Below are 25,476 nucleotides of genomic sequence, written 5' to 3'. Positions count from 1 at the left end.
GGCTGCGGCCGTTTTGAAGTGGGTTCCCGCGCGCCGCGGGATAGGCGGCACAGACATGTCTGACGCGGTCAATCGAGCGCTACTCGAAGATTGGACCAGCGACGGGACTATCGCTCGGTGGTTTCTCGAAAATCTCTTTCCGTTCTACGCGGAAAAATCCGACTTCGTGCTCAGGCCGATCTACGAAGGTCTGGCGTACGCGACCGGGTTCCTGTTCTCGCTCGCCATGATGTTCTTGGTATGGCAGATACTGATGGGCATCCTGAACTCAGCCCATGACGGCAAGGTGCTCGGGCAGAGATGGCACACGATGTGGGCGCCTATCCGGGCCGTCTTCGGCCTCGGTATGCTGGTTCCGTTCGGCGTTGGCCCCGGCGCCACTCCGATCAGCGCGATCCATTTCCTTGTCGGCCTCCTCACGCTTTTGGGGTCCGGCGTGGCGAGCGGCGTGAACCAGCAAATCACGCAATGGTACGCCCTCGAAGCTCCGGCTGTCGCGAAACCTGAAGCGTCCGGCGTGAGCGATCTCATCAACGACGTCGTCCAGATGGAGACTTGCTACTGGAGCTACGGATCGTCGATTCTTGACGATCGCGCTTCCGTTCGCGTGGAGGCCCGTAAATATGTCTCCGGCGACAGCCTTTCCGACCTCGACGAAGGCGAGAAAGCCAAAATATGCGGCAGTCCGCTCGCCGGCATGTACACTTTCTGCGAAAGCGAAAGCGAAGAGCCCGCAGAGGAAACCGAGGGCGAGAGGCTCCGCCGTCGGCTTCTCGCAAAAGGAGACGCGCGATCCATCAGCGACGTCTACGAGGGCAACCCGCACTATGCGGGGTCCACCGCGATGCTTCCGCAAGTCCCGCCAGCTTACACGGGCCCCAAAAAGATCGAGGACGACATGGAAAAGGCCGTCTTCGATTGGGGCAACGCGTGCGGACAGATCGTTGTGCCGATCGCCTCCAAGAAGGACAGCCCGGGTCGCCGTCGGCTGGACACGGAGAGGGTTCGGCTGGTCGAACGCATCATCTCTAAAGTGAGAGCTTCGGAAATCCCGCAGTCTATCGTCTGGGGATCGTCCGGCAAGGTGCAAAGCACCGGCGCGTTGGACGTGCTCGAAAACCGGATCGAAGAAGGCGTCGCGATGTGGCAACGCCAAATGGTCGACGTCGGCACTGACGTCGTCCGAGAGGCGACGAGAGAGCATCGCGAAATCCTCGCGGACCCAGGCTTCAGTTGGATCAAGGCGGGCGCGATTTCCCGTCAGTACGCCGACATGTCTCGGATGTCCCATTTCGCGGTCGCGGAGATGCCCGCGTCCGTTAGCGGACGAGTCCTCGAAGCGGACGTGAACCGTCTGATCGCGGACGAGGTCCGCTCGGACGTGAACGAAGTGAGCGAGCTTTGGGCCGCGACACAAGAGCGTGCCCGCAAGCGCGAAAACTCCGAGTCTGTCGAGTGGGACACGTTCACTGAAGCAAGCCGGGGCGCCGACGAGGCCAAGACCGAGAGCGTGAACGACGCGTGGGACGGCTTCAAGGAGTTCATGGCAGAGCAACATGAAACTGTGACCGGCGCGTTTCTCACCATCGGACCCAGCGATTGGAAGCGGCCAATCGAGTTCTTCACGACTTTCGGGAACAGCACCCTTAGCGTCGCTCTTTCGGTTTTCGCGGCGACTACGGCGCTTGCGATGAAGGGATCGTCACTGTTCGGCGCAGCGGTAGGCGGCGTCGGCGTCATCTTGGTCGTGCTGCCGTTTGTCTGGTTCCTGATCGGCGGCCTGTTCACGGTCGGGATCCTCTTCTCGTTCGTCGTTCCGATGCTCTTCTACATCTACTTCAGTTTCGCGGTTTTCGGATGGCTGCTGTTCGTGGTCGAGGCGATCGTGGCGTCGCCAGTGTGGATGTTCAGGCACGTCCGGCTCGACGGCGAGGAACTGATAAACAACCCGCAGAGCGCGGGCTACATCCGACTGATGAACTTGCTGATGCGGCCGACGTTCATCGTCTTGGGCCTGTGGGGCTCGTATCTCCTCTTGGCCTTGATGACGTACTACCTCATCGAGACTTTCCAGCTCGCGTGGACGATGAGCGACGACGGCATGCCGGGAGGCGCCATACTCGGAGTTGTCGGGTTCCTCGTCAGCTTGCTGATGATGGTTTACCTCCAATACCAGCTACTGATGCGTTCACTGAAGTTCATCACCGAACTTCCGGACCGCGCGGCCAGTTGGTGGGGTTCCCAGGGCGAGGCACTCGGCGAGAACCAAGACGCCGAGAAGTCCAGCACCGCTGTGATCGGTTTCGTCGGCAAGAGCTCCAACAACATCGGCGGAGCCGCGGACAAGAAGAATGCGATGAGCGGCCATATGGCAAACCACAACAGCAACAAAGCTGGACAAACCGGCAAACGCGTAGACCCGACGCCGGGCGGCGATCCGAACGCCTAAAACGGCACTGTGGCCGAATAACGTATCTTATGGGGCGGTCCACGCGGCCGCCCCATTTTTTTGTCCCAGAACTGTTTGCCCGGCTTGACATCCGGTACGTCGCGTGTTATTTATATGGTACGCTGCGCGCAGCGCATTGAAGTCAATCGCAAAGGAGAATCCTGATGAAGGGTTTCATCGAGTTCCTGGTCTACGCGTTCGCGGTCGGCACCGTGTTCCTGGCGGCAATCCCCGCGATCTTCCTGCCCATCGGGCTCATCGCGGGCGAAGCCGAGGCCAACGTCACCGTGGTTGTCGTCGCCGTTTTCTCCATCGCGTACACGGGCGTCGTCGGCTCGTGGCTGGCCCGCAAGCACGCGGAGAACAACGAACTGAAGTAGCGGTCCAATCCGCGTTTTTCGCGTGTCGGCCTCGCCGACGTTCACGGAGGTCATCATGGCCGAGCAAACCGAAGATCAGACGCCCAGCAGCGACGGGCCGGAGAAGAGGGGGAGCAAAGCCGACAGCGTGGCAAGCAAGGCTTTCTTCCCCGTCTTCGTCCTCGGCAGCATGGTCCGTCCGGTCATCTGGAGCGGCCAGATGCTCTGGAACGATGCGAAGCGCGTCGGCGGATACCTGCGTGACGACTACAGCGCGTTCAGGAGTTCGATTTCGCTCAGCGACCCTGAGTTCGACGCGCTCCTGAACGCGACTGAGCTTACCGAGAAAGAAGCCAAACTCCCGGAGAGCAGGCAACGCTTCCTCCGGCACGCCCGGGCGGCTGGCTACTCGAACAAGGCGCAGCTTCGACATGCGACGAAGAACACCGCGATCGCGGTCTTGCTCGCATTCTCCCTCACCGTGTGGGGTGCGTTCACGCTGTTCGCCTATGACTGGAGCGGGTATCTCTTCCTGTCTTTGTCCATGGCAGCGGTCGGGTTCCTGAAGGCGCTCCAGTTCGGCCGGCAGAACTACCTCTTCCGCACGGCCCGGTTCATAACGCTCAAGGACTACTTGAGTCGTCCGAAGCTCTGGGTTCCGAAGTTTCGGGCCTGCTACTGACGCCAGAGCCAACCTCTAACGCCGACGTTCGCCAGCGCCCCACCTAAAAACGCGCAGCCCCGCCTTATGACCTTCGCTTTCGTTTACGCCGTGCTTTCGCTCCTCGTGGGCTGCGCTCTTTTGGCCGTCGGCGCGCGCGTCTGGGAGAGCGCGCTGTCGGCCCGATATCGTAGCCACAGCCGTCCCGCATCCGCGACCGACTTCCGCCGCACGGCCTTGAAAGAAGCCGAACACGCCAGAGCCGTCGCGGACTTGAACAGCAGAAAGTAAGCCCTTCCAAATAGACGTCACGCGATGCCTTGCCTCCTTCAGGGTATCGCAGCGACCCATCGCTCCGCCCAGTAGCGGGCGTCAGCTTCCGCGCGATGGGCCTTGGCCGCCCCGCGCGCCACGCTGTCGTAGTGCCACGCCCCCGATGGGCCGACGACGTCCGCGGAGAACACCTCGGAGACATGGCGCAGCCCAGGCGTCGCGCGCGGCGCTGGCAGGCACTCCAAAAGCTCCGAGATCCACTGCGCGTCCGTAGCCGGCGCGTCCGAGAGGACCATCTTCGCTCCGTCCACAGCATCCAAATACGCCGTGACCGCCGCGGCCCGGTCGACGCCTTCACGCTCTAGGGTCGCCCACTCGATGCCGTGAACGCGCTCCGCCTCCGGCTCCCACTGCCCGTACCGCTTCAGGTATTCGTCGGGACGGATCAAGCGCGAGTCGCTCGTGACGGACAGATCGGGTCCGACCAAGGCCCAGCCGATCTCGATCGCGTAGCTGCAAGGCCCCAACCCGCTCGCTTCGAGGTCGACGAAGGCGAGCGGCGTCAGGTCCGGCGGCCAGATGATCGCCATGGCGTCGGCTCCCTTGAATGGGACATTGACGTCGCTTCGTATGCGTAGATTATATCGCGCAAGCGTTCTCGCAAAGGCGAAAGCCAACCGGATGGTGGGAGCCAGACGATGTCCGTATCCGACGACCCGAAGCAACTGCGCGAAGAACTTCAACGGGAGTACGGCGTCAGCTTGCCGGGGCTGTCGTGCTACCCCGGCTGGGAGCGTCTGCTGCGCCAGTTCCTCGACGAGGCCAAGGCCGCCGGCGAACTGGACGGGTTGAAGGTCTTGCAGATCAAAGAGAAGCTGGGCGAGCTTCGCATCTACCACAACGGCTCGCGGTACCTGCAACACGTCTCGCGAAAGCTGGCCGACCTCAGCACGGAGGTCTGCGAGGCGTGCGGAGGCGAAGGCGAGTTCCGGACGGACGGCGGCCTCTATCGGACCCTGTGCCAGTCGTGCGAAGACGAGCGCCTGCGTGAAGCGCGAAACCGAACCTGAAGCGGAGGCGGGAATGATCCGTACGTGCGGCGATTTCGTCACCAGCGCACCCGGCAAGTGGGTACTGCGCGTGATGTTCAACTACGACCACTCGGACTTCACGCGCGACGAGACTTGGTCGGAGTTCGTCTCCGACGCCTTCCACGCGCGCGACAACTTCGGCGGCGCCGACGACAAGCACGCCAACCAGGAAGCCTGGGTGAACCACATCCGCCGAGGCATGGGCGTGTGGTCGACCGGCGAGAAAGCCCTGGCCCTCGCCGTGCTCCACGTGATCGATTACGACTGGCTCGCGGACGAGTTCGCGACGGTCTGGAACGAGCACGCGCGCCAGTATGAGAGCCGCGCCTTCGCTATGCTCTCCAAGGCGAGCGGAGACTTCGCCGAGGCCGTCGGGGCCTGTTTCGCCCGCGTGGACCGCTGAACGGCGCGCGCCTTGTTCAGTTTTGTCCGGACGTCTCAGCCCCCTCTTCTCCAGCGGCGTCGAGCAACGTGGCCGCAGGGTTCTTCAACGCCTCGTGGCCTTTCCAGTAGGCTTGCAGGGAACGCACGTCTCGGTGGGTGGTCATCGCCATCGTGTCGGCGATCGAAGTGCCGCGCCTCAGGCTTTCCGTCGCGAAACCCGCCCGCAGGCCGTGAGCGGAGATGCGGTCGGGGTCAACGCCGGCCCTCGCGGCGCGCTCTTTGACGATCGCGTTGATGGAGTGCCCGGTCAGGCCGCCGCGCACGCGCCCGAAGCGGTCGATCGCGCGGAAGACCTTCACGGGATCCCCGGCGTCCATCTCCGCGGCGGCGAGCCACGACCGCATCGCCGTCGCGGCCTCGCCAAGCAGCGGCACGAACTCCGACGCGGCTTTCACGCCGTCGCTTTTGATCGTTTTGGTCTCGCGCAGTTCGACCGTGAAGCCGCCCGGAGCCGCGTGCAGGCAATCGCACGTCAGAGCCTCGGCCTCCGACCGACGCCGGCCTCCCGAGGCCCACATGTAGGACAGCAGCGCCCTGTCGCGCCGCGCGCGCAGCCGATCCTTGGCCGTGACGTCGACGCCTTCGACCTCCTCTTCGCAGCCCCTAAGCATCGGCAGGATCACGTCCGAAGTGGCGGCCGTCTCGGATTTCCGGCGCGACGTCTTGCTCCGGTTGCCGCCCTTCAGGGCCTGTTTGACGTGCTCCCGCACGCCGGACCCTCGGGTCGGGTCTTCGAGATCGTACTCCCGGTGGACGCGCCCCAGGGTCGCCAGTCTCCGGTTGACCGTGGACGGGGCGACAGGCCCGTCTTTGGCCTTCACGCCGGACTCGCGCAGCCGCCGCTCTACCTCGGGCGGCATTCCGTAGTCGTCGCCGTCCCGCAGGTCGGGATCGTAAAGATGGTGGGCCACGAAGGTCAGCACCGTTTCCGGCGGCGTCGGCACGGGCAGGTCGCCATGCCCGCAGGCGCGGTGCCAGGCGTTCAGGTAGCGCAGGTCGGAGGCGAGGGCGCGCAGCGTGTTCGCCGGCGTCCCGGCGCGCTTCAGATCGTAGAGCGTTCGCTTGGCCCCTGGATCGAGCCGCGCGATAGCGGGCGTGTTCGAGCCGCGCCCGTCCGCGTCCTTCGTCTGGGACAGCACGCCCGCGGCGACGAGCTCGATCTCGACGTCGTCCGCGTCCGGCTCGACGGCCACTGCCTTGTCGGGGGTCAGGTCGCTCATGCCGCGCCTCCTGAAACTCGGGGCGCGACGTCGCAGGTCACCAGGGTATCGGGTCTGGCTTCACGACTTCCGCGCCCATCAACTCCAACGGGTTGAAGGGGACGTCGACGCCGATCTCGTACAGGCGGAGCCACGACGCCTTCTGCGCCTCGGTGAGGTCTTCCGCCGCCACGACGGCGTGCAGGTCGGCCAGGCGCCCGCGCTCCCCGATCGCCGCCGCCTTCATCGCTTGCATGCCCATTGTGCGGTCCTCCGGCCACGCGCGCGTTCTCGCGCCGCGACCAACTGACGTCACCCCACAATATGGCGCATTCGTTACGCATACGAAACGTCCCCGCGTCGATTTTTTGGACGCGCCCGATCCGCAACGGGATAGCGGCCGCCGCCAGCGCGCTCCGGAAGCCCTCTCAGAGGCCGCGCCCTCCCGTGAGCATGCCCCCTGCCCCGGCATTTTACAAGGTTACGATAATGCCACTTATCGTAAGCGTGAGCGGTCTCCAGCAATGGCCTTCCGAACTGTCCGGTACGACCCAAGCGTGTGGGCGGTTTGCTTTCGGACAGAGGTCGCGGTACCCTGGGCTGGCTGGCGTTCGGAGTTTTCCGAGCGTCCGATACGAGTGCGTCCGAAGGCCGGGAACGGGCCGGGAGAGAGCGGCCGATGGAGGGACAGCAGCGGATCGCCGAGTGGCTCGATCGCGTGGACTGGCGCGAGGCTTTGCCAGAGGTCTGCGCCGCCGAGCGCGCTTTGGGGCGGCTCGACGCCACTTTGGGGCACGCGCCGGACTGCGTGCGCGAAGCCTGGGAGACGCGCGCGCTGCTGGACGAGGCCGTGTCCGCGCTGCGGATCGACGGCGAGCACACGTCCCGCGTCCGGCTTCGCCTGGTGGAGAGCGGTCGCCATCACTCCCGGGCGACCGACGCCGACATCGAGGGCGTCGATTTCGCCAAGCGCCTCAGGAAGCTGCACAGCGCCGAGAACGGGAAGCTTCCGGGCGGCAGGCCGTTCCTTGCGTCCGGGCTGCACAAGGGCCCGGAAGTCCTCTATGAGCCGGGTCAGGGAGCGGAGATCGACAAGCGGGTCCACGAGTCCGACGTTTCGGGGGCTTTGGACGCCCTCCGCGAGGAAGCCGAAACCGCCTTCGCGGAGGGACAGCCCGCCGTGGCCGTGGCCGCGGCCTACTGCGCCGTCTGGCATTCTGACCCGCCAGTCCCCCACGACGTCGGACGTTCCGCACGGGCGATGGCGCCTTGCGTGCTGTCGCGGCGCGCCGCCGGCAACGCGCCCAAAGTCTTCGTGTCGCGGGCCTTCGAGAACCAGCCAGCCCGGTGGAAGCCGAGGATGGACCCGACAGAATGGGCCAAGGCGTTCGCGGACGCCGTCCGGCGCGCGTGCGGCATGGCGACGGGCGACCTAAGCCTGATCGTGGAGGCCCGCCGCCGTATGGCCGAGGCCGCGCGGGAGGAGACGCGCAAGAGGACGGCACGCCTGCCCCTCGCCTGCGACGCCTTGCTCCGTTGCGAGAGCCTGTCGGCGAGCCAGCTTCGCAAGGAACTCGCCGCCCGCGGAGGCGACCGCCTTTCGGAGCAGGCCGTCCGGCAGATGCTGGCGAAGCTGGAGAAGACCGGCCTGGTCCGGGAGGCGACCGGCCACCGGCACTACCGCATCTACGTGCCTTGGTGGATCCGCGACGCCGACCTGAGGGGCGACCGCGACGAGTCACCGGACCTAGCGACCTACGCGGCCCACGCCGGCGACAAGGCGGGCGAGCCGATCAAGCCGACCCCCCTGCCCCGTCGGCGCGACAACGCGGACGACGACCGCGAGCTGCGCGACGCGATGGCGGCGCTCGACGAAGTTCTGGGGCGGGCGAAAGCCGTGCTCGAAGGCGGGGAAGGCGCGTGACCGGAAGCGTTCAACGCTCGCGCAGCGGCAGGCCCCTGTCGACGTCGACGCCCTGGGCTCGATCCGCCTCGACCTTCTTGCGCGCTCGGGAACGCAACACGACGAACGCGATGACCAGAACGGGCACGGGCAAACCGTACATCCACCCGGCCCCGACCCAGAAAAAGGCGCCGACGATGAACGAGGCGATCACGACCCCGATCGTCTCGTGGAGTTCGTCGGTCTCCGTCTTGCCTGCGGGACCGCTGTTGGACCCGCCTTTACGGCCGCCGCAGTAGGCGTTCCTCCAGCCCATATCCACCTTTCGCTTAACCGAGTTTCCGCGTCGCGACGCCGAGCCGAATGCGCGCGCTCCTGCGACGGGCGCCGCGAGTCACCCGTTGCCTATTCGACCATGAGATGCGATCAACCGTGAGGATTGAAACGTCTATTATACATGGGGTTCCGAATGCGTTTAACCGCCGCCATCGCCGCAAATTGCCTGTTCGCTCTCGCGCTCACTGCCTGCGCGGGGAAAGTGGAATACACGATGCCGTCCGCCCCCGGCAACGCCGACAACTCCGTGGTCGTGGACGACCCGAAAGGCGAAGTCTGGGACCGTCTCGTCCCGAGACTGAGCAAGAACTTCTACGTCATCAACAACCTCGATCGCGACTCCGGGCTCATCAACGTCAGCTACAGCGGCGATCCGGGCCGCTTCGTGGATTGCGGCCAGATCCACTCGTACGTGAAGAACGCACGGGGCGAGCGAAACTACCGTTTTCCGGCCACGACCCCGCAAAAGAGCTACGAGATCATGCAGGGCGGAACCTTGTATTTCGTAGATCGACGGATGGAACTCGAAGGGCGCATGAACGTGATCTTGGAGGCCGTTAGCGACGCCAAGACACGGGTCACCGCGAACACCCGCTATGTGGTGACGAAGTCTGGAACAATCCGCAACACCCAGGGCCAGTCGCGCTCTTTCAGCGACACGATCAAGTTCGACACCGGCGGCCGTGCCGCTTTTCCGAACCCCAACTACGAAGATCAGACGACCTGTGTCCCGAACGGGCGTCTGGAAGAGTCGGTTTTGGATCTGGTCGACTGATCGACGGCCAATCCGCCGTCGGAAGTCACCTCCAGAAGTCACCTCCGGGAGATCGACGAAGTCAGGTTTTAGGCCGCTCGTCGATTTCCCGGGCGACCTTGAGCGTTTCGGGGAAACCGCGGGCTTCGCGATCCTGACGGTCTTTCTCCCGGCGCTCGCCAAGGCGGGCCAACATCGCGACGACGGCGTAATAAACGAACACGACCGCCACGACCGCCCAGACAGCCGTTTCGGCGTCGACGCCTCCGAAAATCGTCAGCAGCGGCTCAGTCATAGCGGTCTCCCAAAGAGGGTCGCTCCACGGCCTCGATCATGCGCTCGATCCGCTTGGCGGCCTCTATGCTATCATTTTCCTCGCGCTTTGACACGTAGCGCTCCACCGCGGCGTAGGCCATCCCGGCCACACCCGCGCCCACCAGGGCCAAGTACGCCGCAGCGGACACCTCTGGCGACCCCGCGACCAGGCCGACCGCGCCGGACACCGAGACCGTTACCGCCATTCGCCCTATGTAGACGTCCACGGTCTCCGCGCGATCGGCGCGGCGCTTAGCCCTCCCCCGGAGGTCGTCGGCGACTGTCTGGCATCTGTAGATGATCGCCTGCCGAACCGCGGACTCCGGCGGCAACGCCCTCAAAGTGTCGATTAGGCGCCTGCGCTTTCGGTAGTCGTCGACGATCGGGACGAGGTCGGCCTCGCCGAGCGTGAGTTCGCGGTAATCCTCCACGCCTTCGTACTCGGCCAACACGCCGACCGGATCCTTGCGGTCGCCGTTTTCGGCCGGCAACCCGCCTGAACCGCTGTCTGACATTTCCCCTCCCCTGCCCTAGAGGCGCCGGATCACGCCAGGTCTTCGTAGTGCGCTCCGCACGGCTCGCCGGCCGCCCCCCATCTTTCGCAGTCGGCCAGATCGCGCAGAACGTCGGGAAGCCCTTTGTCGCCAAAGCGCTCGATCAGGCGGGATTTGCGGTACCGCCCTGCCCTGCCGCAGATGTCGCACCGCACCTTAACCGCCTCGCCCGGATATTCGGCCAACGTTTTCGCACCTGCGGGCATGCCCCCTCCCGTCGTCTTGAGACGCCGAAAATCCTGACAGGAAAGCTCGCGATGTGAGAGTCCCAGAGAAACTGTTTCGGAATTATCACCGAAACAAAGGCACACGGCTGCTCGTAAAATCTCGTTTTATCAAGATATTGTGCCGCGCTAAAGGTACGCGGAGCGGGCGGCTCTCTGTCCTACGTGGTTGGTCGGATGGGGTAGAGTTACCGGAGGAGATCACCTGGAAAGCGCAAGAGCGACCAGACCTCAGCCCTCGGGGCCGCCGCGCTGAGCAACGAGTTTCACCCCAAGACCAATCAGGGTCCCGCCCCCCAGCCAACGCAACACGCGTTGGGCGCCAGAGCTGCGCCGCAAACGCGCCTGGACGGCGTCGGCGCCATAGACGCAGAAAAGATCCGCGCTCGAAAACATCACGTTGACGGCTGTTCCCAGGACCAGCAATTGCCCCCATAGAGGCGAGGCAGCTGCCGGATCGGTGAATTGCGGCAGGAATGCCAGGAAGAACACGGCCGTCTTGGGGTTGAGGGTTTCCACGAGAACGCTCTGGGTAAAGGCGCGCTGGGCCGACCCGGCACTTGTCGTCGTGGGCGCAGACATATCAGCATCGCCCTGACGTAGCAGTCCGATCCCCAGCCAGCATAGGTACGCGGCGCCGAGTATCTTCATCGCGACATACAGCGTTGGCACGGCATGGAAAAGCGCGGCCAAGCCAAGTGCGGCCGCGAACACGTGCACGTAGCCGCCGAGATGGATACCCGCGGCCGCCATAAGCCCGGCGCGTCGGCCACCAGCCAAGGTGCGCGCGCTGGCGTAAAGCATCGCAGGACCCGGGATGTAAGCGAAGACAGCCGCGGCAGCGAGACAGGCAAGCAAGAGATCGGACGGCGGCACCAGAAACCTCTCCAGAGAGATGCACAAAGCCGCTGGAGATTGCCACATGGCTCATGAGCCGAGAAGCCTGTTCCTTTCAGGTCGTCCCACTTCCAGACTGGCCATGGGGACAAGGCGCAGACCACGCCTCCTCTCCTTCACCAGCGCGCGTAAGGCGGCTTCCGAGGGGCCCAGCAAGGGGCGGCTCTCGCGCAGCGCCTTTTGAGCTCGCCGCTGGCGAAACGCCAGCCGTTTTGGTAACGGCTCTGGCTCTCCTGGATATTTCACGCCCCCGACGTCGGTACGCCGGAGCTCGACGCCACACGCGTGCACCAGCAGGTCTGCGACCGCCCATTTGCCGTGCTTGCGCACGAACTCGCCGGTCTTGTCGCCGTGCTGGTTCTCCACCTCTTCCTTGGAGTTCCAGCGGCACGCCGCCTCTCCCACGTACCGGAAAAGGTGCTGTCGGCTCATCCGGTGGTAGACACCGATCAAGACCCGCTCGACGTTCGCTGCGAAGGCTTCGGCCGTGTTGCTGTGGTGCCCACCAGCCGCGAACTGGAGCTGCGAGTGGTCGAGTGCGATATGGCCGGCGCAGCCTGTCGCGAGCTTGGCGATCGCCGGACTCTTGTCGCTCACGATGGTCGCACTCGGGTGAACCGCGCGCTGGAAGAACGCCTTCATGTTCTCGGCGCTCTCGCTGCGTATGGGCTGGCTGCGCACGAACCCGCGCGCGTCCACGGCCACGGCGATCAACGGTTTTGGCGTGCCGCGGCCGCGTCTGTGCTTGACGTTCTTCTTCTTCCGGGGCGCGCCCCCGACGTACTTCGTGTCGACCTGGACGAAGCCCGTGAGACGCTCGGCACACCACTCGGCCACGGTGAACAGCTCACGCACGACCTGCATCATCCGCCAAGCCGTTTTCTGCGGCACGCCGACCCAGCGGCCGAGGACGACCGACGATACGCCCTTGCTGGACGAGAGCATCAGCCACATCGCCTTGATCCACCGCCACAGCGGCAGCTTGGTGGCGTGCAACGGTGTCTTCGTCGTCACGGTGAATTGGCGCCGACAGCCCTTGCACTCGTATAGCCCTGGACGCGTGGCGGCGCCCCGGATCGGCCAGTTCTCCAAGCATCCGCAGTGAGGGCAGTACCGGCCCTCCCGCCACCGCGCCTCCTCCAGGAAGCGTCGGCAGGCGTCCTCGTCCCGCAGTTCCGCTTGCAGGAGATCCGCGCTGTGGCCATACGCCTGTCCCATCCCGGGCTTCGGGCAAAGACGCGGTGCTTCCTCGGTCACGATAATCACCCCAGGTTGTCAATTGGCTACACACAACATATGGGACCGACCTTCTTGACTGGGCCTTAACGCCAGGGAGCCTTCAGGCAGCCATCCGCATGGCGCCACAACCCCCTAGAATAGCCGGGATTCTAAGGCTGCGCTGCCTACGAGCGCCTTTGTTTTGGTGATAATTCCGAACTGTTTTTCGCCCCAGAAACCCACGGCGAACATCCAGTCGTCGGATTTGACAGGCGCTCGGCGACGGCCGACGTTAACGCCTACGTTTTGAAGTGCGGATGCCTGATCGGCTCGCGAGCCGTGAAGCGAGGTTGGCGTGAAAGTCGTTTTCATGGACATCGACGGCGTGCTGCTGCCGGAGCGCGCGCGTTTCCTGCCCGGCCAACGCATGGACACGCCCTACCTTTGCGCCCCCCAGTACGCGGACCCGGAATGGCCCCTCTCGACGGACGGGCGGTCGAAGTGGTGTCCGGTCCAACGAAAGCTGGACCCCGCTTGCGTCAGCCTGTTGCGGCGCCTGGTCGAACTCAGCGGCGCGCGCCTGGTCGCCAGCACAAGCTGGCGGACGCATCCGGCTGCCGGGAAGGCCAGGATCGAGAACGCGCTCGTCGAAGCCGGCTTCGATCCGCGCCCTCATTGGCATGAGCGCTGGTCGACGCCGAAGACCTTCGGCGGGGCGCGCGGCCGCGAAATCAACCTTTGGCTCGAAGAAGCCGGAGAGGTCGATCGATGGGTCGCTCTCGACGACGAGCGAGAACTGCCCGCGCCGGGCGGGCTTGTCGTAAACCCAGCGGACGGACTCGGCCTCCAAGCCTACGGCGCCGCTTTGGCCCTTCTGGACGTGGACGATCCTGAGTTGGCGGGCGTGGGCGGCTGGCCGCTATGGACCTCGTACGGCGACCGAGGGGCGGTCCGCCGGTGGCTTGATCGCGCATTCGCGCGCGGACCCGATAGCGACCGCGAGATCGCGCGAGCGGTCCCGGAACTGATCCGCGCGACAGACTACAGCCCATGGCGGCATGCGAACGGCCCTTCAGGGTTCTGACCTCCACGGCCACACTGCCCTGCCAGCTCTCGTGGCTACCCCTTTCGGAGGCCGCCGAAAGCGGGATAGGCGGTCTCTGCGGTCAATCCAAAGTGCGTTGCCGCCCCTAATTTTGGTGCATACCGTATGCGCGTATGCGGCCAATCGCGTCGCAGATTGCAGTGATACAGGGGATTGCAGTCGATGGATAAACCGGAACGCCTCCCGGACTGTCACGGACACGACTACGCGAGTCTCTCTCCGGAACGGCTGGCGAAAATGGAACGTGCCATCTACGAAGCGTGGGTGGACGTCGAAGGCGTCGTGCGCGATCGCGACGTGGACGCTCTCCTCCGCAGGAATGCGCAGTTGAGGAAGGTCATTGGAGACGTTGTAGCCCTCTCGCCGAGCGTGCTCGAAGCGTACCTCGACATTGCTGGAGACCATCGGCGCCCGCCGAGGCAATGCTGTTACGAAAGCGGTCGGTCTCAAGACGACCGCGATTGATCCGCTTCGCGGACACTTCGATCCCGGGAACTCCTATGACTGGGGCGCGTTAACCGAAATACGGGCGCGCGTTGTCGTGCGTTCGAGCAACTTTCTGGAGGGCACACACCAGATGTCGGAAAAGTCTTGGCCGCGCCCGAGTGACATCGAGCACCCCCGGGAGATCGACCCGGCCACGCTACCCGGGCCGGAGCGCGAGATATACGACGCCTGGGTCGACGCCTCAGGATCCATCCGACATGGAGACATCGAGGCCCTGCTACGGAAAAACGCTGAACTGAGACGGATCATCGCAGACCTGGTCGCGGCCGCCGGAGATGTCCGCTTGGACCCGACGGGCGCGAAGTCCGTGGCCGACGTCCCCACCGACGTGCTCGAACGGGCCGTCGGCCATGCGGATTTCTCGCACATTCCGCACTGTGACGGGTGTCCGATCTGCGACGGCGCCGTTGGCGGGTAAAGGTCAGCGCCCGCGCAACATCGCGGCCGGCGGCATTTCGGCGGCCGGCTGACTGGAAAAATCCGAGGTGTCGCCCGGCTCCGACAGCGCCACGCCCTTGCGGAAGTGCCGCTCCTCGATCGAGTTGTCTGGCGCGATCTTGAAGAACGCTGGACCGTTAGGGTTGTCCAGATGACCCTCGCCGTCGTGGATCATCGCTACCCCGAGTTCCGGTCTGACGCTCATTTTGTGGCCGGTTCCCGCCTCTTGGTTATCGCGGTTGGCGCGCATCGCGGCAGTCAGGAGTTGCACTTTGGCCTGCTCGCGATGGTATTCCCCGACTTCCTTCATCCCGGCGCGCCGGCGCTTGCCGTCACCGTACTCCCAAGCGATCCTTTCGCCAAGTTGTCCGAACCCTTGGCCGAAACTTCGGGCGAACCTTCCTAGCGCCTTCTTCGCGCAGTCCCCAACCGATCCGAGACGCTCCTGAAGGCTTTTCGTTGCGTCGTTGATCTCGTCCCGGTGGTAGGAGACGAGAGCCATCATTACGGACGCCCCCATCAACGCGATGTTCTCCGGGCCGTTGAACGCCATGTCCTGGGCGTCCGGTCCGAAGCCGACCATTTCCCCGCCCCACCGGATGGCGTCGGAGAGCGACGTGTCGGTGAGCGGTATGTCGGAATGCACCATGCCCTCCACGGCAGCCTGCACGAGGCCGACGCCGTGCTGGTACCAATCGGGGTCCGACTCCGTGGGCAGGTCGTTGTTCATCATCTGGGCGCCCGCCCCCGCGCCTACCCATTTCCCGATACCGAACCACCGCGAAACGCTGGACCTCATGTTCCCGTCGCTCATTTCCTGGCCCTCTGACCGACTCAAAAGCGCCCTGCCCGGCTTCTCTCACGGCACGAAGCAAGCAACCAGGGCGCTCGGATCATTTCGTCTTTTTGAAATCCGCCGATACCTGAGCGTTGAACTCTTGCGGGTCGTACCAGAAGCACCCCACGCAACTCCCCTTGTATTCGCGACCGCCTTTCCACTGGGGGACAGAATACCCGAGCCGCGTCGCGTCAAAGCGCAGGCCCGTTTCCTTGCACTTCTTGCAGTGCTGTCGTTTCGCGACGTTCGCGGCCTTGCTGAGCGGCTGGAACATCGAAGCGTCCACGTTTGTAGTGTCGGGCAGATCCTTGCGCCCGTCTTTGTGGTCGATCTCGCACTCGCCGTGGGACACGGCGAGAACAGCGCAGGCCGCCGCCGAGAGGTCACGCCGCACCCATTTGGGGATCGGTTTTCCGTCCGGGGTCTTTTTGTACCCTTCGAGTTTGACGGCGACGATCCGACCGGTCTCCCTGTGCCGATCGATGTTGAAAATGCGCCCCAATCGACCGTCGCTCCGGCACCAGTCTCCGCCGTTCCCGAAACGCATGTCGTCCGGAAGTTCGTCGACGTACACCCATCTGGAGAAGCCGTCTTCCCAATCCACGTCCGCCATCTCCACGAAACGGCGCGCTTTCGAGCCCGGCTTGAAGCCGTCAGGGCCCAACGGAGGCCATACGGTGCCCGCGCTCATGCGGCGGCCTCCTTTCGGCGCGCCGCCGCCTCCTTCACTGCCGTTTTCGCCGCCGACATCCCCTCGTGGTCGCCCAGAACGCGAGCCGCGGAGAAGCGGTAATACAGCGGGTCTCTCTCGCAGCCGGCGAACTTGCGTCCCGTGTCACGAGCCGCGTGGGCGGTGGTGCCTCCACCCAAGAACGCGTCGAGCACCACGTCGTCCGGCTCGCTGTGGACCTCGATGAGCTCTTTGAACAGCGCAGTCGGCTTCTGGGTCGGGTGACATCGGTCCTGACCCTGGTAGATAGGATGCCGGTAGACCCCGTCGTGGTACTCGGCGTTGAAAGTCGGCGAACCACCCTTCACCGCGAGCACGGCGACTTCCCGAGCGTTCGTCAGGTAGTTTCGTTTGGAGTTGAGGGGAACCGGGTTTGTCTTGATCCACTCGATGAGGCGGCATTGCTTGAACCCCGCATCCTCAAGCGCCGCTTTAAGAGGCGTCAGCTTCCAGAGATCGAACCAGACAACACAGGTTCCGCCCGGCCTCAGAACCCGATAAAACTCGCGAATAGACCGCTTCAGGTCGTCTTCCGTGAACGCCCGGTCCCACTCGCCGAAGTCCATGGACACGGCAAAACGGGACTCCCCGTTCACGCACGACTCGAAACCGGTTTGACGGCTTATCACGTACGGTGGATCGGTCAGGACCAAATCCACCGACGCTTTCGGCACTTTCGGCAGGAATGAGAAACAGCTCTCGTTCGCTATCCAGCAGTCGGATGTGCGCAGTTGCTCGCCGGACGCCGCGTCGGCGGCTTCCAGCGCCCCTGGGGCGCAAACTCGTTTTTTCGGCAAGGGTCGGACTTTCGACGCGCCCTGCCCCCGCGCCTTTTGGCGGCGAGAGCCGGACAACGGCATCGGCGGGTTCTCCCGCCGGGGTCCGGAAATGACACATTCATTTTCGCACACCGTGTGCGTTTATGCAATGCATATCGTATGCGGATATGCGGGTACGCGCGTTCGACTGTCGCTTTGCGGTACCGCCGCCGCCGCCCGGCAGGCGCCGGTTCTCCAGGTTTGGCTCATACCCAGCACCAAGCCGCAGCCGTGAACGCGCATACGCGCCTAACCGCATACGCGCACATTGTGCTATCATGGGCGGCACATACCGTCCGCGGATATGCGCATCGGCCGTTATGCGCCCCATACGTTATGCACTGCATACCTGCTTATCGGCGTACCATACGCGTGTACGCCCCGCGTATGGTATGTCTCGCTGATCCGCATACCCGCGCACGGGCCTACGCGCTTACGCCCATACGCGTTGACTCGCATTCCGTATGACGATATGCTGATACGCTGATCGCACCCGCGTACGATGCGCGGTGCATACGCTCCCAACCGCACATCGAAGGGGCCGGCATGACCGCGACCATCATCAGCGTCGTTCAGCAAAAGGGCGGGGTGGGCAAAAGCACGATCTGCATGAACGTCGCCGGCGCCTACGTCGAAGCCGGTTACAAAGTGCTGGTCGTGGACGCGGACCCGCAAGGCTCCGCGCTGTCCTGGGCGGCGGCCGCGCCCGAAGGAACGCCCTTCCCGGCCCACGTTTCCGGGCTCGCCCAGATGGGCACCAAGCTGCACACGGAGCTTCGCCGCCAGGCGGAAGACTACGACATCATCTTGGTGGACACGCCTCCCCACGCGGACGCGCCGCAGCCTCGTTCAGCGCTCAAGATGTCCGACTTCGCGCTCCTGCCGATGCAATGCACTCCCATCGACCTCAACAGCTCCTACGCGGAGCGAGCGCTCGTGTTCGAGATCGCCGAGGTCAACGAGGACCTGAAGGCCCGCGTGCTGTTCTCCCGCGTCGACAAGCGCCTCGTGATCGGTCGCGAGGTCGCCAAGGCGATGCGCGACTTCGGCATCCCGACGATCGAACCCGGCGTCCGGCAGCGGAAGAGCCTCCAAGAGGCGTACGCTTTCGGCACCTGCATCACCTCCATGGAGCCGAAGAGCCAAGAGGCCCAGGATTTCCGCAATCTCGCCGAAAACATCCTGAAGCACATCGCCGAAGACGAACCGGTGATCGAGTACATCGACCGCGTTCTGGCGGCCGAGCAAGAGGCGTCCCAGGGAGTCGCGTAATGTCCCGCAAAAACATCGGGCAGGCCCTGGGCCGCGTGCAGCAGGTGTCCGCCACGCAGGCCCAGCCGAAGGAAACCGAAGCCGAACGCTCGAAGCGCCTCGCTGAACGCGAGCGGCGGGCCGAGCAGACCGACGCCGCGAGCCGCACCTACGCCCCCAACCAACCAGCCCCCGCGAACGTCGAGGCGGAAGGGCAGGGGGCGCAGCCGCGCAAGCCGGCAGTCCGGCATACGATCTCGATGCCGACCGAAGAGGACGAACTTCTCCACGCCATCTTCCAGCGGCTCCTCTACGCGACCGGCAAGCCGATCAAGAACTCCGAAGTCCTGCGCATGGGCCTGCTCGCGCTGGCCGAGGTCTCGGACGACGAAGAACTCGTCCGCAGGTACGAAGGGCTTCAGCGCCTGAAGCCCGGTCGCCAGTCCCGAAACTGACGCCGACGGAGTCTATCGCATGCCCCAGTCCGCATCCGAGCGCGCCGCCATGAAGGCCATTTTGGCAGGAGGGCTGGAGATCGAACCCGACGTCGCGGGGGCGGAGCGGTACGACGCGCCCCTTGAAGGCATCTTCCGGGTTCCAGTCCACCTGACCTTTCAAGTCTCGCCGATCTACACGCTGCCCGAAGGCTTCTCGATCGCCGGGCGCCTGACCGTCGAACACTCGGACGCGCTTCCCGCCGAACCCCTGGACGTCGCCGTCAGCGCCCTCTCGCTGTCGGAAGTCGACCGTCTGGCTGCCTTCATGGACGTGCGCACCGTCACCGCCGTCAACGCGGTCCGGAGAGCCGCTCTGAGCCGCTGCCACACCGCAACCGAGGCCGTCGAAGCCCTCGCGGAAATCCTCGCCTCGAAGGCGTCCGAAATGCCCGGCACGCCGCCGCCGCGCAGGGCGTTTTGCTGAAGACCTGTCTCGGGCTACAACGCTTCCATCGTCTACGACAAAGGGCGGATCAACCGCCTGAGATAAAACAGAAAACGCGCCCTGCAACCGGAAAAAACGGCTCCGCAGGGCGCGTTTTCGCTTTCACGGCGGCGTTTTTCACGCTCACGTCTTGAGCCTGTCGAAAGCGCCGCGGCGGAACGTCTGGCCCGCTTTCGCGACCTCGTCGGACGTCGGAACGGGCACGCTCGTCACCGACCCTCGGCGGCCCTCTTTCTCGGCGAGCATCCTGCGGCGCGCGGCGCGCTCCGTGCCCGTCACGCAAGGGATCGGATCCGCCGGATCGCTCGCCGCCGCCAGGTCGCGGCGGCTGAGTTCGAGCGCGGTCTTCCGCCAAGTCATACGGGCGACCCGCTCGGTCTCCGTCACCGGATTGCCCTCGCTGTCCCGCGCGGTGACCCGCTTGGGCAAATCCGCGGGGGCTTTGCCGTCGATGACGGATTGAAATAGGGCGCGCGCCGCCCGTTCCGCCGACGCGTCGCATTCGGCTCGGATGGCGACTTCGCAGAAGTACGCGGCCGTCTGCACGTGGACTTCGGCCTTCTCCCGCTCTTCCGCCCTCATTTTGTCTCTAGCCTGATCGGCGCGGTTGGCCCGGATGCGCGCTTTCGTCAGGTCGTCGTGAAGCCAATCGCGCTCGCGCTGGGCCGACTTTCGGGAAATCGCCTCCATCTCGGCCTTGTGTTCCGCCCGAAGCACGCGCCCCTTCAGTTCGTGGATTTCGCGCTGAAGGGCAGCCTTCTCTTGCTGGAGCTTCCTGTTGGGCCCGTTGCCTTGCTGCATCAGGGCCTCCGCCACGACGACCGCAACGTCCGCCGCGTCGTCAGCCGCCTTCTTGCGGGCTTGCTTCATTTCGCGCCCGTGCCTCAGGTTCTGGCCGACGATTTCGCCTTGCAGGTATTCCGGCGTTCTGCCGTACATGCCCCCTCCGATGGATGTTCCGCGCTATCAACCGACGATCTAGGGTATTCAACGCGACCTCAATGTCAAAAACCGACATCACGGGGGCTTTCACTGGCGACCGAGCACGCGGGTCAGTCTCTCACCCCTTCGACTCTCGGCGAGTCCGTACTCCCGCTCGACCTGGCGCAGCGCGGCGTCGCACGCCTCGGCCAGCTTCACGTCGGAGACAGTCGGGTTGTCCTTGAACGAAAACCACAACCCATGATCGTCGACCAAGGCCGTATAGAACCCGCTCTCGGACAAGAGGTCGCCGACCCGCTCGGCCACGTAAAGGCACATGCGACCGTTCCCCTGAAGGATAGGGTGGTCGCCCTCGTCCCACCAAAGCCTCATCACCGACGCGTTCGTGACGTCCGGCACGTACCGGTCGCCGGCCACACCACCGCGCCCGGCGAGCGGTTTCGCGCCCCGCCGCGCGATGTCCATGAACGCCAACTCCAACCAGTCCGCCTTGTCCGTCCGCCCTATCTCGGCTCTCATGGCCCGATCCCATCCACCACGACTTCAATCGCCTTGACTACATAGGCGTCCCTATGGTATATTATACACTACATATTGTTCGAACGCAATTGCCGTCGGTCGCAGGGTGACGCGATCATGCAAGCCTTAGAAGAGCCGGTTTTCCACCGGTACCTGAACGAAGAAGTGCTGGTCAGCCAGATTGAGGGCATCCTGTCCGCCCGACTTCGGGAGACCGGCCTTCCCGACCGCGGCTACGCGACGCTGTTCGACGCCGAGGCGACAGACGGCCTGGTGCCCGTCATGCTCGTCAAGCTCGCGCCGCACGCGGGGCCGCACCGCTTCTGGATCGATTTCGAGTTCCACGACACGGCGCGCCTTCCAAGCGAGAGTCCGGACGAACTGAGCTTCCACGTTTGGAACGAGTGCCCGGCGCAGGGCGGCCTCCTGGGCCTCGCTTGCATCGCCCTCGATGCCGCGACCGTTCTCGAAGTCGGGCAGAAGGACAGCGGGCGCCGCTATATCCGGGCTTCGGCGGACATGCGCTGCGAGATCGACCGTGTCGTTCGTGTCCATAACTGGACCCGTAGCGGGGCAGGGGGCGCGGAGAGCGACAGCCCGTTCGATCCAGCGGACGAACTGGACAGCTTCGCCAATCGCGAACCGATCGACCTGGATGGCACGACAGAGTTTGACGACGACCCGTCGGAACGCGGACTCGTCGAACAGTTCGCCGACTTCGCTCTCCGGCGTCCTGAGCGAACCGCGCTTGCGCTTGTCGCGACGTTAGCGGCGAGCGTCATCGCCTACGCGATCTTCTGATTTTCAGTGTGTCGGCCGCCACGCGCGGCCAAGGAGACCGAGAATGCCCATGCAGTCAGCGGCCAAGCCCAAGGCCGAGGAGAGCTTCGCGGAGAAGAGGCGAGAACTCCGTCGAGGGCACCCCGAGCACGCCCACAGAACCAGCCGAACTTTCCTGGGCTGGGGCGTCGATCCGAGCGACCCGTATTCGCCGGAGCAACTCGTTGGCTACGGTCGGCAGAACTCTCAGAAGGGCAGGGCAGGCCAAGCGTCCAAGAACGCCCCTAAGCGCAAGCCCGGACTGATGGGGCGCATCGCGCGTTCGGTCGCGAAGTCGATAGCCGTGAAGGCGGCGAAAAAAGCCCTCTTCGCCCTCGCACTGCCGGGCGTCGCGCTGGTCCAGGGTTTGGCGGCGCTTGAGACGCTCGCGACCGGAGCTGTCGCAACGGTGGCGTCGACGGTGTCGGACGCTCTTGAGCCGGCCGACCCTTTCGGACCCGAGGCGGGGTCCAAAGATCCGGTCAAGTTGATGCGTGAAGACATGGCCCACGAGCGGCGTGTGCAGCGCTCTCTCGATCGACTTCGAGACGTCGAACCCTCTCCGGCTCCGAGGCCGCCCGAACCTCAGGTCTTGGATGAGGCGTTCGCGCCGTCCCCCGGAACGTCGAACGCGCCGATCCCGAAGGTCTTCGGTTGAACCTCAGGCGACGGAGCCGCTGGCCCTCAAGGTTGACGCCGCTCGCCGTACCGCCCGGCGCTCCGTGTCGCCGAGTTTCGCCCCCAGGTCGGACGGTCGGGGCTTCGCGGACGCTTTCGGAGGTTTTTCCGTCGCGGACCCCGACCGCTCGTCGCCGAAGTTCAGCGTGAGCTTCCCGCGGCCGTTCCTTGGCTTCTGCGGTTCTGCCTCCGCCTGGGGGGCGTTCTCCGCGCTTTCCGCGCTTTCCAGTTCGACGGTGCCCTTCTTGGCGTCCGCGCCGGCTATTCGAACGCGGATATCGTCCCCGAAGCGCGGGGACGCCTTCTTCGAGCGACCTTTCTCACGCGGTATCCATCCGACGACCTCCGGGGCCAGCCGCACGCCTATGCGATCGCTTCGAACCTCGAACACCTGTCCGGTGACTTCGGCGCCGACGGGGTTGGCCACGAGATAGCTCTGGTACGGGTTCTCCGAAGCCTGCCGCGGACTGAGAAGGAGCCTGCGCTTTTCGGCGTCGACGTGGATCACCTTGGCGCGGACGTCCTCGCCCTTCTCGTAGGTCCCGTCCTCCAGCACCGTCTCGTCCACGGCTCCCCAGCCGAGTTCGGAGGTGTGCGCCAAGCCGACGATGCCGGGCTCGACCTCGATCAGCAAGCCGTAGCTTTTTATCCAGGCCACGTGGCCGTCGACGACGTCGCCCACGCGATATCGCTTCTCGACGCCCGCCCACGGGTCTTCGATCAGCGCGCGCCGCGAAACGGCTATCTTGCTCTTTTGCCGGTCGATCGAGGCCACCTTCACTTTGACTTGGTCGCCCGGCGCCAGGAACTCGCCGGGATGATCGACGTACTCCCAGTCGATCTCCGAGAGGTGGAGCAGGGCGTCCAGCCCCGGCGCCAGCTCCAGGAATGCGCCGTAGGTCTTGATCGTGTGGACGGTGCCGACGACCACGGACCCGACGTCGATCTGGTTCAGATAGTCCGATGCCTCCTCCTCGGGTTCGTCCTCGCTCTCGTCGATCAGCGACACGACGATGTTCTTGTGGTGCGCCGAGTCCTCGGCAAACTCGATCACGTAGAAATCGCGCTCTTCACCGAGCAGGTCGTGGTACGCCTCTATGTCTTTGACGCGGTGATGGTCTATCAGCCGAAGCGGCAGGAACGCGCGTATCCCGCCCCGGAACGTGACCATGAACCCGTTGCGGCTCCTGGCCTCCCTGGCGATCAGCCCGCGCACGGTCTCCCCGGTCTCGTACGCGTGCTCCAGGCGCGAAAAACCGCGCGCGAGAGAGGATCTCGGCGCGGCGTCTCCATGCTGGTGCCCCTCGGGGCCGTCTTCTTTGGTGAGGTCGAAAACGCGGGCTTTCCGCTCGTCTCGGTAGTGCATCATGCCACTTCTGCCTTGTGTCTTTTTCCACGGACTTAGATGCGCCGCGCCGCGGTCGCCCCCGCGCGCCTCATTCCACGAGAATCGTCTCTCTCGGCGCGCCGGACAAGGATTTTCCGACGTCGCTGACCTTGAGGCTCATAACCTGAAGGTCGTGGGTTCAATCCGGCCCCCCAACCCGACTTTACAAGGGCTTAGCGCACGCCACACGGTAAGCCCTTTCGCTGTGTCCGGCCAGTGCCCGCGCTCGGGCTCGTTCACCGTCGGCCTGCCGGAAGCCCTCCACGATTTTTCTTGCACCAAGCCGCGCGTGGGGGCGATTGGCCCCACATCCAGGTGCGCGGCGTTACGCGTTTGTCGAGCCATTAAGGAACGCGCCAAAAGAGGGTAAAGCCCCCTACGGCCCGTCCCGGTCGGCGGCTTTCTGATGCACTGCGGCCGCCGAACCGCCCCGGCCAGCGGCCGGGATGGGCCAACACCGGACGACCACGTACCTCTCGTATAACGGGCGCCACGCGCCTAACCTTCCTCGATACCTAGAGCTTTTCCGCAAGAGCGCTCGCGGTTAAGCTGTAACCAGAGTTCGGACCGAGAAAGGCATAAGCGGTAAAATAGATAGCGTTCGAAGGAGCGGGCTTCCCAACCTATACCGCAACCATCCGCTGGAGATGTGTAACCGATGCATGTGCTGTTTCGCCAACGCCTGACGTTCGCTTTTTGCGCCGTCATGGGTCTCGCGATTTGGCTCGCAGGGTGCGCGTCGAATGTAGGGGAGCTGCGCCGCGATGGGCAGTCGAAATCTATCTCAGTACGAGGCGACTATGAGGCGGTGGCGCGATGCACACTCCGGCTTATGGAACGCGATCAACCTTCCAACGATATCGGCCGTAGTCTCGCCGATTCACTGGCCTTTCGACATTATCCGGATCAGGACACAGCTGAGTTCTTCGGCCCTACCGATGGTTGGATCATCTACGTCGCTGAGTTTAGGGCGACGGATAGTTCCCGGGTAAAGACGACAATAACGGCTCAAGAAATGCCGCCATATACACCTAGCGAAGTTCAAGCCATCGTCCTCAAGCGAGTGCGGGAATGTGGTGACCGTAGAGCCAACGTGACATGATGTCGTTGTCTACGCGACGATGTCCGGAATTCACTTATGGGCACCCCGAAAAAAAGCCTTCACTGCCAAGCTTAAAGCTCGGAAATGTTGGTTTTCCGCCATTCCGATGGCCCCCTTTCGGCTGAAAACGGTATCTTTCGAGATTCCTTATTAGCACAGCCGCTAACTCATATCGACGGCTGCTTCGGGTCACGACCGGCCGATCCGCCCCTGAGCCGAAGAGGTCGATGTTCTGGGAAAACCTGCCGCTCATGGCTACGGCTGCCCAAGCCAGCCAGCTTCGGCAGGTTAGTGGGGTCGAGGGCCCGTGGTCATGACGATCGATCGCGGCCCGTTTGCTCACGCCACCTAGATCTAGTATGGGAATGAACGGACCCCTCTATAGAAACCCGTGGTCGATTCGCCAGCAACGGGCCATTGAACGGAAAGACAGGTCAACGCCTAGGGTTGAGTTTATGCAGGTGGACGTAGAGGAGTGGCTTCACATGCGGATGCCCGAGGACACCGCGGAAGTGCTGGGCAGGCCACATCGGTCAGACCCAGGCTCGTCGGATCATGGCTGCAGTACCTTGATGCCGATGGAGGCCGCGGTCCTGTGTAGCGCGTCAAGCAGCGTGACCGGTTGAGCGACAAGGTCGTAGCCGGTGCGGGTCGATGATGTTGAGGGCTTAGCTTTCGGTGTCGTCACCTCCTTCTCGGTTGTTGTCGCTGGGGTTGTCGCCG

30 protein-coding genes and 1 pseudogene are annotated in these 25,476 nt (G+C 64.3%); 15 read left to right on the top strand and 16 right to left on the bottom strand.

All coding sequences use genetic code 11. The annotated features are described in order from the left end of the window. Positions 1-55 precede the first annotated feature (55 nt). From CKO28_RS14605 to CKO28_RS14595, 3 genes are all read left to right on the top strand, one after another. On the top strand, positions 56-2,449 hold the full coding sequence (locus CKO28_RS14605) for a DotA/TraY family protein (RefSeq protein ID WP_200341534.1): 2,394 nt from the start codon (positions 56-58) through the stop codon (positions 2,447-2,449). Positions 2,450-2,613: 164 nt separating this feature from the next. After that, the gene (locus CKO28_RS14600) at positions 2,614-2,829 is read left to right on the top strand and encodes a hypothetical protein (RefSeq protein ID WP_200341533.1); all 216 of its coding nucleotides are present in this window, start codon (positions 2,614-2,616) and stop codon (positions 2,827-2,829) included. A 55-nt stretch (positions 2,830-2,884) separates the two neighbouring features. Beyond that, positions 2,885-3,490 carry a hypothetical protein gene (locus CKO28_RS14595; RefSeq protein ID WP_200341532.1) on the top strand — a complete coding sequence of 202 codons (606 nt, stop codon included), beginning with the start codon at positions 2,885-2,887 and terminating at the stop codon, positions 3,488-3,490. Between the two features lie 308 nt (positions 3,491-3,798). On the opposite strand, the gene CKO28_RS14590 is transcribed toward CKO28_RS14595, so the two are convergent. Further along, a complete protein-coding gene (locus CKO28_RS14590; RefSeq protein WP_200341531.1) occupies positions 3,799-4,332 on the bottom strand; it encodes a hypothetical protein in 534 nt (177 codons plus the stop codon). A 108-nt stretch (positions 4,333-4,440) separates the two neighbouring features. On the opposite strand from CKO28_RS14590, the gene CKO28_RS14585 reads away from it, so the two are divergent. Beyond that, a complete protein-coding gene (locus tag CKO28_RS14585) occupies positions 4,441-4,812 on the top strand; it encodes a hypothetical protein (protein ID WP_200341530.1) in 372 nt (123 codons plus the stop codon). Between the two features lie 13 nt (positions 4,813-4,825). Beyond that, complete coding sequence (locus tag CKO28_RS14580; RefSeq protein ID WP_200341529.1) at positions 4,826-5,236, top strand: hypothetical protein; 411 nt, start codon at positions 4,826-4,828, stop codon at positions 5,234-5,236. A gap of 16 nt (positions 5,237-5,252) precedes the next feature. Here CKO28_RS14580 and CKO28_RS14575 read toward each other — a convergent pair whose 3' ends face one another. Both CKO28_RS14575 and CKO28_RS14570 read right to left on the bottom strand, forming a co-directional pair. Further along, positions 5,253-6,497, bottom strand: a complete 1,245-nt coding sequence (locus tag CKO28_RS14575; protein WP_200341528.1) for a site-specific integrase — start codon at positions 6,495-6,497, stop codon at positions 5,253-5,255. 37 nt (positions 6,498-6,534) lie between these two features. Continuing rightward, on the bottom strand, positions 6,535-6,732 hold the full coding sequence (locus CKO28_RS14570) for a hypothetical protein (RefSeq protein WP_200341527.1): 198 nt from the start codon (positions 6,730-6,732) through the stop codon (positions 6,535-6,537). Between the two features lie 423 nt (positions 6,733-7,155). Between CKO28_RS14570 and CKO28_RS14565 the strand changes: the two genes are divergently transcribed. Further along, a complete protein-coding gene (locus tag CKO28_RS14565) occupies positions 7,156-8,400 on the top strand; it encodes a helix-turn-helix domain-containing protein (RefSeq protein ID WP_200341526.1) in 1,245 nt (414 codons plus the stop codon). A 10-nt stretch (positions 8,401-8,410) separates the two neighbouring features. On the opposite strand, the gene CKO28_RS14560 is transcribed toward CKO28_RS14565, so the two are convergent. Then, positions 8,411-8,695 carry a hypothetical protein gene (locus tag CKO28_RS14560; protein ID WP_200341525.1) on the bottom strand — a complete coding sequence of 95 codons (285 nt, stop codon included), beginning with the start codon at positions 8,693-8,695 and terminating at the stop codon, positions 8,411-8,413. Positions 8,696-8,848: 153 nt separating this feature from the next. Between CKO28_RS14560 and CKO28_RS14555 the strand changes: the two genes are divergently transcribed. After that, complete coding sequence (locus CKO28_RS14555) at positions 8,849-9,490, top strand: hypothetical protein (protein WP_200341524.1); 642 nt, start codon at positions 8,849-8,851, stop codon at positions 9,488-9,490. 61 nt (positions 9,491-9,551) lie between these two features. Here CKO28_RS14555 and CKO28_RS14550 read toward each other — a convergent pair whose 3' ends face one another. From CKO28_RS14550 to CKO28_RS29330, 6 genes and pseudogenes are all read right to left on the bottom strand, one after another. Continuing rightward, on the bottom strand, positions 9,552-9,764 hold the full coding sequence (locus CKO28_RS14550) for a hypothetical protein (RefSeq protein ID WP_200341523.1): 213 nt from the start codon (positions 9,762-9,764) through the stop codon (positions 9,552-9,554). Further along, a complete protein-coding gene (locus tag CKO28_RS14545; protein ID WP_200341522.1) occupies positions 9,757-10,299 on the bottom strand; it encodes a hypothetical protein in 543 nt (180 codons plus the stop codon). The genes CKO28_RS14550 and CKO28_RS14545 overlap by 8 nt, the downstream gene beginning before the upstream one ends. 29 nt (positions 10,300-10,328) lie before the next feature. Further along, a complete protein-coding gene (locus CKO28_RS14540; RefSeq protein WP_200341521.1) occupies positions 10,329-10,523 on the bottom strand; it encodes a hypothetical protein in 195 nt (64 codons plus the stop codon). A gap of 270 nt (positions 10,524-10,793) precedes the next feature. Further along, complete coding sequence (locus tag CKO28_RS14535) at positions 10,794-11,438, bottom strand: LysE family transporter (protein ID WP_200341520.1); 645 nt, start codon at positions 11,436-11,438, stop codon at positions 10,794-10,796. 51 nt (positions 11,439-11,489) lie between these two features. Further along, on the bottom strand, positions 11,490-12,473 hold the full coding sequence (locus CKO28_RS14530) for an IS1595 family transposase (protein ID WP_338050138.1): 984 nt from the start codon (positions 12,471-12,473) through the stop codon (positions 11,490-11,492). 18 nt (positions 12,474-12,491) lie between these two features. Next, positions 12,492-12,677, bottom strand: a pseudogene (locus tag CKO28_RS29330) (transposase family protein); the annotation flags it as partial. Positions 12,678-13,032: 355 nt separating this feature from the next. Here CKO28_RS29330 and CKO28_RS14525 point away from each other — a divergent pair. After that, positions 13,033-13,761, top strand: coding sequence for an HAD domain-containing protein (locus CKO28_RS14525; protein ID WP_200341518.1), 729 nt, complete (start codon positions 13,033-13,035; stop codon positions 13,759-13,761). 412 nt (positions 13,762-14,173) lie between these two features. Continuing rightward, complete coding sequence (locus tag CKO28_RS14520; RefSeq protein ID WP_200341517.1) at positions 14,174-14,707, top strand: hypothetical protein; 534 nt, start codon at positions 14,174-14,176, stop codon at positions 14,705-14,707. 3 nt (positions 14,708-14,710) lie between these two features. Here the strand turns inward: CKO28_RS14520 and CKO28_RS14515 are convergent, their stop codons facing one another. From CKO28_RS14515 to CKO28_RS14505, 3 genes are all read right to left on the bottom strand, one after another. Continuing rightward, positions 14,711-15,460 (bottom strand): hypothetical protein, encoded by a 750-nt coding sequence (locus CKO28_RS14515; RefSeq protein WP_200341516.1) that lies wholly within the window; start codon positions 15,458-15,460, stop codon positions 14,711-14,713. Positions 15,461-15,620: 160 nt separating this feature from the next. Then, complete coding sequence (locus CKO28_RS14510; RefSeq protein WP_200341515.1) at positions 15,621-16,256, bottom strand: hypothetical protein; 636 nt, start codon at positions 16,254-16,256, stop codon at positions 15,621-15,623. Further along, the gene (locus tag CKO28_RS14505; protein ID WP_200341514.1) at positions 16,253-17,155 is read right to left on the bottom strand and encodes a DNA-methyltransferase; all 903 of its coding nucleotides are present in this window, start codon (positions 17,153-17,155) and stop codon (positions 16,253-16,255) included. The genes CKO28_RS14510 and CKO28_RS14505 overlap by 4 nt, the downstream gene beginning before the upstream one ends. A gap of 504 nt (positions 17,156-17,659) precedes the next feature. Here CKO28_RS14505 and parA point away from each other — a divergent pair. Genes parA through CKO28_RS14490 form a run of 3 tightly spaced genes read left to right on the top strand, consistent with a single transcriptional unit; the run spans position 17,660 to position 19,285 of the window. After that, positions 17,660-18,385, top strand: a complete 726-nt coding sequence (parA, locus tag CKO28_RS14500; protein WP_200341513.1) for a ParA family partition ATPase — start codon at positions 17,660-17,662, stop codon at positions 18,383-18,385. Continuing rightward, the gene (locus CKO28_RS14495) at positions 18,385-18,819 is read left to right on the top strand and encodes a hypothetical protein (RefSeq protein ID WP_200341512.1); all 435 of its coding nucleotides are present in this window, start codon (positions 18,385-18,387) and stop codon (positions 18,817-18,819) included. Before parA ends, CKO28_RS14495 begins: the two co-directional genes overlap by 1 nt. 19 nt (positions 18,820-18,838) lie before the next feature. Beyond that, positions 18,839-19,285: a hypothetical protein gene (locus CKO28_RS14490; protein WP_200341511.1), complete on the top strand. Its 447-nt coding sequence runs from the start codon at positions 18,839-18,841 to the stop codon at positions 19,283-19,285. A gap of 144 nt (positions 19,286-19,429) precedes the next feature. Here CKO28_RS14490 and CKO28_RS14485 read toward each other — a convergent pair whose 3' ends face one another. Both CKO28_RS14485 and CKO28_RS14480 read right to left on the bottom strand, forming a co-directional pair. Then, positions 19,430-20,245 carry a hypothetical protein gene (locus tag CKO28_RS14485; protein WP_200341510.1) on the bottom strand — a complete coding sequence of 272 codons (816 nt, stop codon included), beginning with the start codon at positions 20,243-20,245 and terminating at the stop codon, positions 19,430-19,432. 90 nt (positions 20,246-20,335) lie between these two features. Further along, a complete protein-coding gene (locus CKO28_RS14480; RefSeq protein ID WP_200341509.1) occupies positions 20,336-20,713 on the bottom strand; it encodes a hypothetical protein in 378 nt (125 codons plus the stop codon). Positions 20,714-20,842: 129 nt separating this feature from the next. Here CKO28_RS14480 and CKO28_RS14475 point away from each other — a divergent pair, with 129 nt between their 5' ends. Together CKO28_RS14475 and CKO28_RS14470 are read left to right on the top strand one after the other, a co-directional pair. After that, on the top strand, positions 20,843-21,568 hold the full coding sequence (locus CKO28_RS14475; RefSeq protein WP_200341508.1) for a hypothetical protein: 726 nt from the start codon (positions 20,843-20,845) through the stop codon (positions 21,566-21,568). Positions 21,569-21,611: 43 nt separating this feature from the next. Then, positions 21,612-22,244, top strand: coding sequence for a hypothetical protein (locus tag CKO28_RS14470; RefSeq protein WP_200341507.1), 633 nt, complete (start codon positions 21,612-21,614; stop codon positions 22,242-22,244). 3 nt (positions 22,245-22,247) lie between these two features. Here CKO28_RS14470 and CKO28_RS14465 read toward each other — a convergent pair whose 3' ends face one another. After that, on the bottom strand, positions 22,248-23,633 hold the full coding sequence (locus CKO28_RS14465; RefSeq protein ID WP_200341506.1) for a S1 RNA-binding domain-containing protein: 1,386 nt from the start codon (positions 23,631-23,633) through the stop codon (positions 22,248-22,250). Between the two features lie 676 nt (positions 23,634-24,309). Here CKO28_RS14465 and CKO28_RS28070 point away from each other — a divergent pair. After that, complete coding sequence (locus CKO28_RS28070; RefSeq protein WP_207168829.1) at positions 24,310-24,753, top strand: hypothetical protein; 444 nt, start codon at positions 24,310-24,312, stop codon at positions 24,751-24,753. Positions 24,754-25,476: the final 723 nt, after the last annotated feature.

Origin of the sequence: Rhodovibrio sodomensis (assembly GCF_016583645.1) — a bacterium.
Taxonomy (GTDB): Bacteria; Pseudomonadota; Alphaproteobacteria; order Kiloniellales; family Rhodovibrionaceae; genus Rhodovibrio; species Rhodovibrio sodomensis.
The sequence above is the reverse complement of the archived record's forward strand: the minus strand, read 5'-3'. Positions and strand labels throughout refer to the sequence as shown.

What these genes read in the sequence shown, in the direction of transcription:
- CKO28_RS14565 (WP_200341526.1), top strand. Translation starts at nt 7,156, where the DNA reads ATGGAGGGACAGCAGCGGATCGCCGAGTGGCTCGATCGCGTGGACTGG.
- CKO28_RS28070 (WP_207168829.1), top strand. Translation starts at nt 24,310, where the DNA reads ATGCATGTGCTGTTTCGCCAACGCCTGACGTTCGCTTTTTGCGCCGTC.
- CKO28_RS14575 (WP_200341528.1), bottom strand. Translation starts at nt 6,497, where the DNA reads ATGAGCGACCTGACCCCCGACAAGGCAGTGGCCGTCGAGCCGGACGCG.
- CKO28_RS14570 (WP_200341527.1), bottom strand. Translation starts at nt 6,732, where the DNA reads ATGCAAGCGATGAAGGCGGCGGCGATCGGGGAGCGCGGGCGCCTGGCC.
- CKO28_RS14480 (WP_200341509.1), bottom strand. Translation starts at nt 20,713, where the DNA reads ATGGACATCGCGCGGCGGGGCGCGAAACCGCTCGCCGGGCGCGGTGGT.
- CKO28_RS14465 (WP_200341506.1), bottom strand. Translation starts at nt 23,633, where the DNA reads ATGATGCACTACCGAGACGAGCGGAAAGCCCGCGTTTTCGACCTCACC.
- CKO28_RS14600 (WP_200341533.1), top strand. Translation starts at nt 2,614, where the DNA reads ATGAAGGGTTTCATCGAGTTCCTGGTCTACGCGTTCGCGGTCGGCACC.
- CKO28_RS14485 (WP_200341510.1), bottom strand. Translation starts at nt 20,245, where the DNA reads ATGTACGGCAGAACGCCGGAATACCTGCAAGGCGAAATCGTCGGCCAG.
- CKO28_RS14490 (WP_200341511.1), top strand. Translation starts at nt 18,839, where the DNA reads ATGCCCCAGTCCGCATCCGAGCGCGCCGCCATGAAGGCCATTTTGGCA.
- CKO28_RS14590 (WP_200341531.1), bottom strand. Translation starts at nt 4,332, where the DNA reads ATGGCGATCATCTGGCCGCCGGACCTGACGCCGCTCGCCTTCGTCGAC.
- CKO28_RS14515 (WP_200341516.1), bottom strand. Translation starts at nt 15,460, where the DNA reads ATGATGAACAACGACCTGCCCACGGAGTCGGACCCCGATTGGTACCAG.
- CKO28_RS14585 (WP_200341530.1), top strand. Translation starts at nt 4,441, where the DNA reads ATGTCCGTATCCGACGACCCGAAGCAACTGCGCGAAGAACTTCAACGG.
- CKO28_RS14550 (WP_200341523.1), bottom strand. Translation starts at nt 9,764, where the DNA reads ATGACTGAGCCGCTGCTGACGATTTTCGGAGGCGTCGACGCCGAAACG.
- CKO28_RS14605 (WP_200341534.1), top strand. Translation starts at nt 56, where the DNA reads ATGTCTGACGCGGTCAATCGAGCGCTACTCGAAGATTGGACCAGCGAC.
- parA (WP_200341513.1), top strand. Translation starts at nt 17,660, where the DNA reads ATGACCGCGACCATCATCAGCGTCGTTCAGCAAAAGGGCGGGGTGGGC.
- CKO28_RS14560 (WP_200341525.1), bottom strand. Translation starts at nt 8,695, where the DNA reads ATGGGCTGGAGGAACGCCTACTGCGGCGGCCGTAAAGGCGGGTCCAAC.
- CKO28_RS14595 (WP_200341532.1), top strand. Translation starts at nt 2,885, where the DNA reads ATGGCCGAGCAAACCGAAGATCAGACGCCCAGCAGCGACGGGCCGGAG.
- CKO28_RS14545 (WP_200341522.1), bottom strand. Translation starts at nt 10,299, where the DNA reads ATGTCAGACAGCGGTTCAGGCGGGTTGCCGGCCGAAAACGGCGACCGC.
- CKO28_RS14510 (WP_200341515.1), bottom strand. Translation starts at nt 16,256, where the DNA reads ATGAGCGCGGGCACCGTATGGCCTCCGTTGGGCCCTGACGGCTTCAAG.
- CKO28_RS14470 (WP_200341507.1), top strand. Translation starts at nt 21,612, where the DNA reads ATGCCCATGCAGTCAGCGGCCAAGCCCAAGGCCGAGGAGAGCTTCGCG.
- CKO28_RS14555 (WP_200341524.1), top strand. Translation starts at nt 8,849, where the DNA reads ATGCGTTTAACCGCCGCCATCGCCGCAAATTGCCTGTTCGCTCTCGCG.
- CKO28_RS14505 (WP_200341514.1), bottom strand. Translation starts at nt 17,155, where the DNA reads ATGCCGTTGTCCGGCTCTCGCCGCCAAAAGGCGCGGGGGCAGGGCGCG.
- CKO28_RS14495 (WP_200341512.1), top strand. Translation starts at nt 18,385, where the DNA reads ATGTCCCGCAAAAACATCGGGCAGGCCCTGGGCCGCGTGCAGCAGGTG.
- CKO28_RS14580 (WP_200341529.1), top strand. Translation starts at nt 4,826, where the DNA reads ATGATCCGTACGTGCGGCGATTTCGTCACCAGCGCACCCGGCAAGTGG.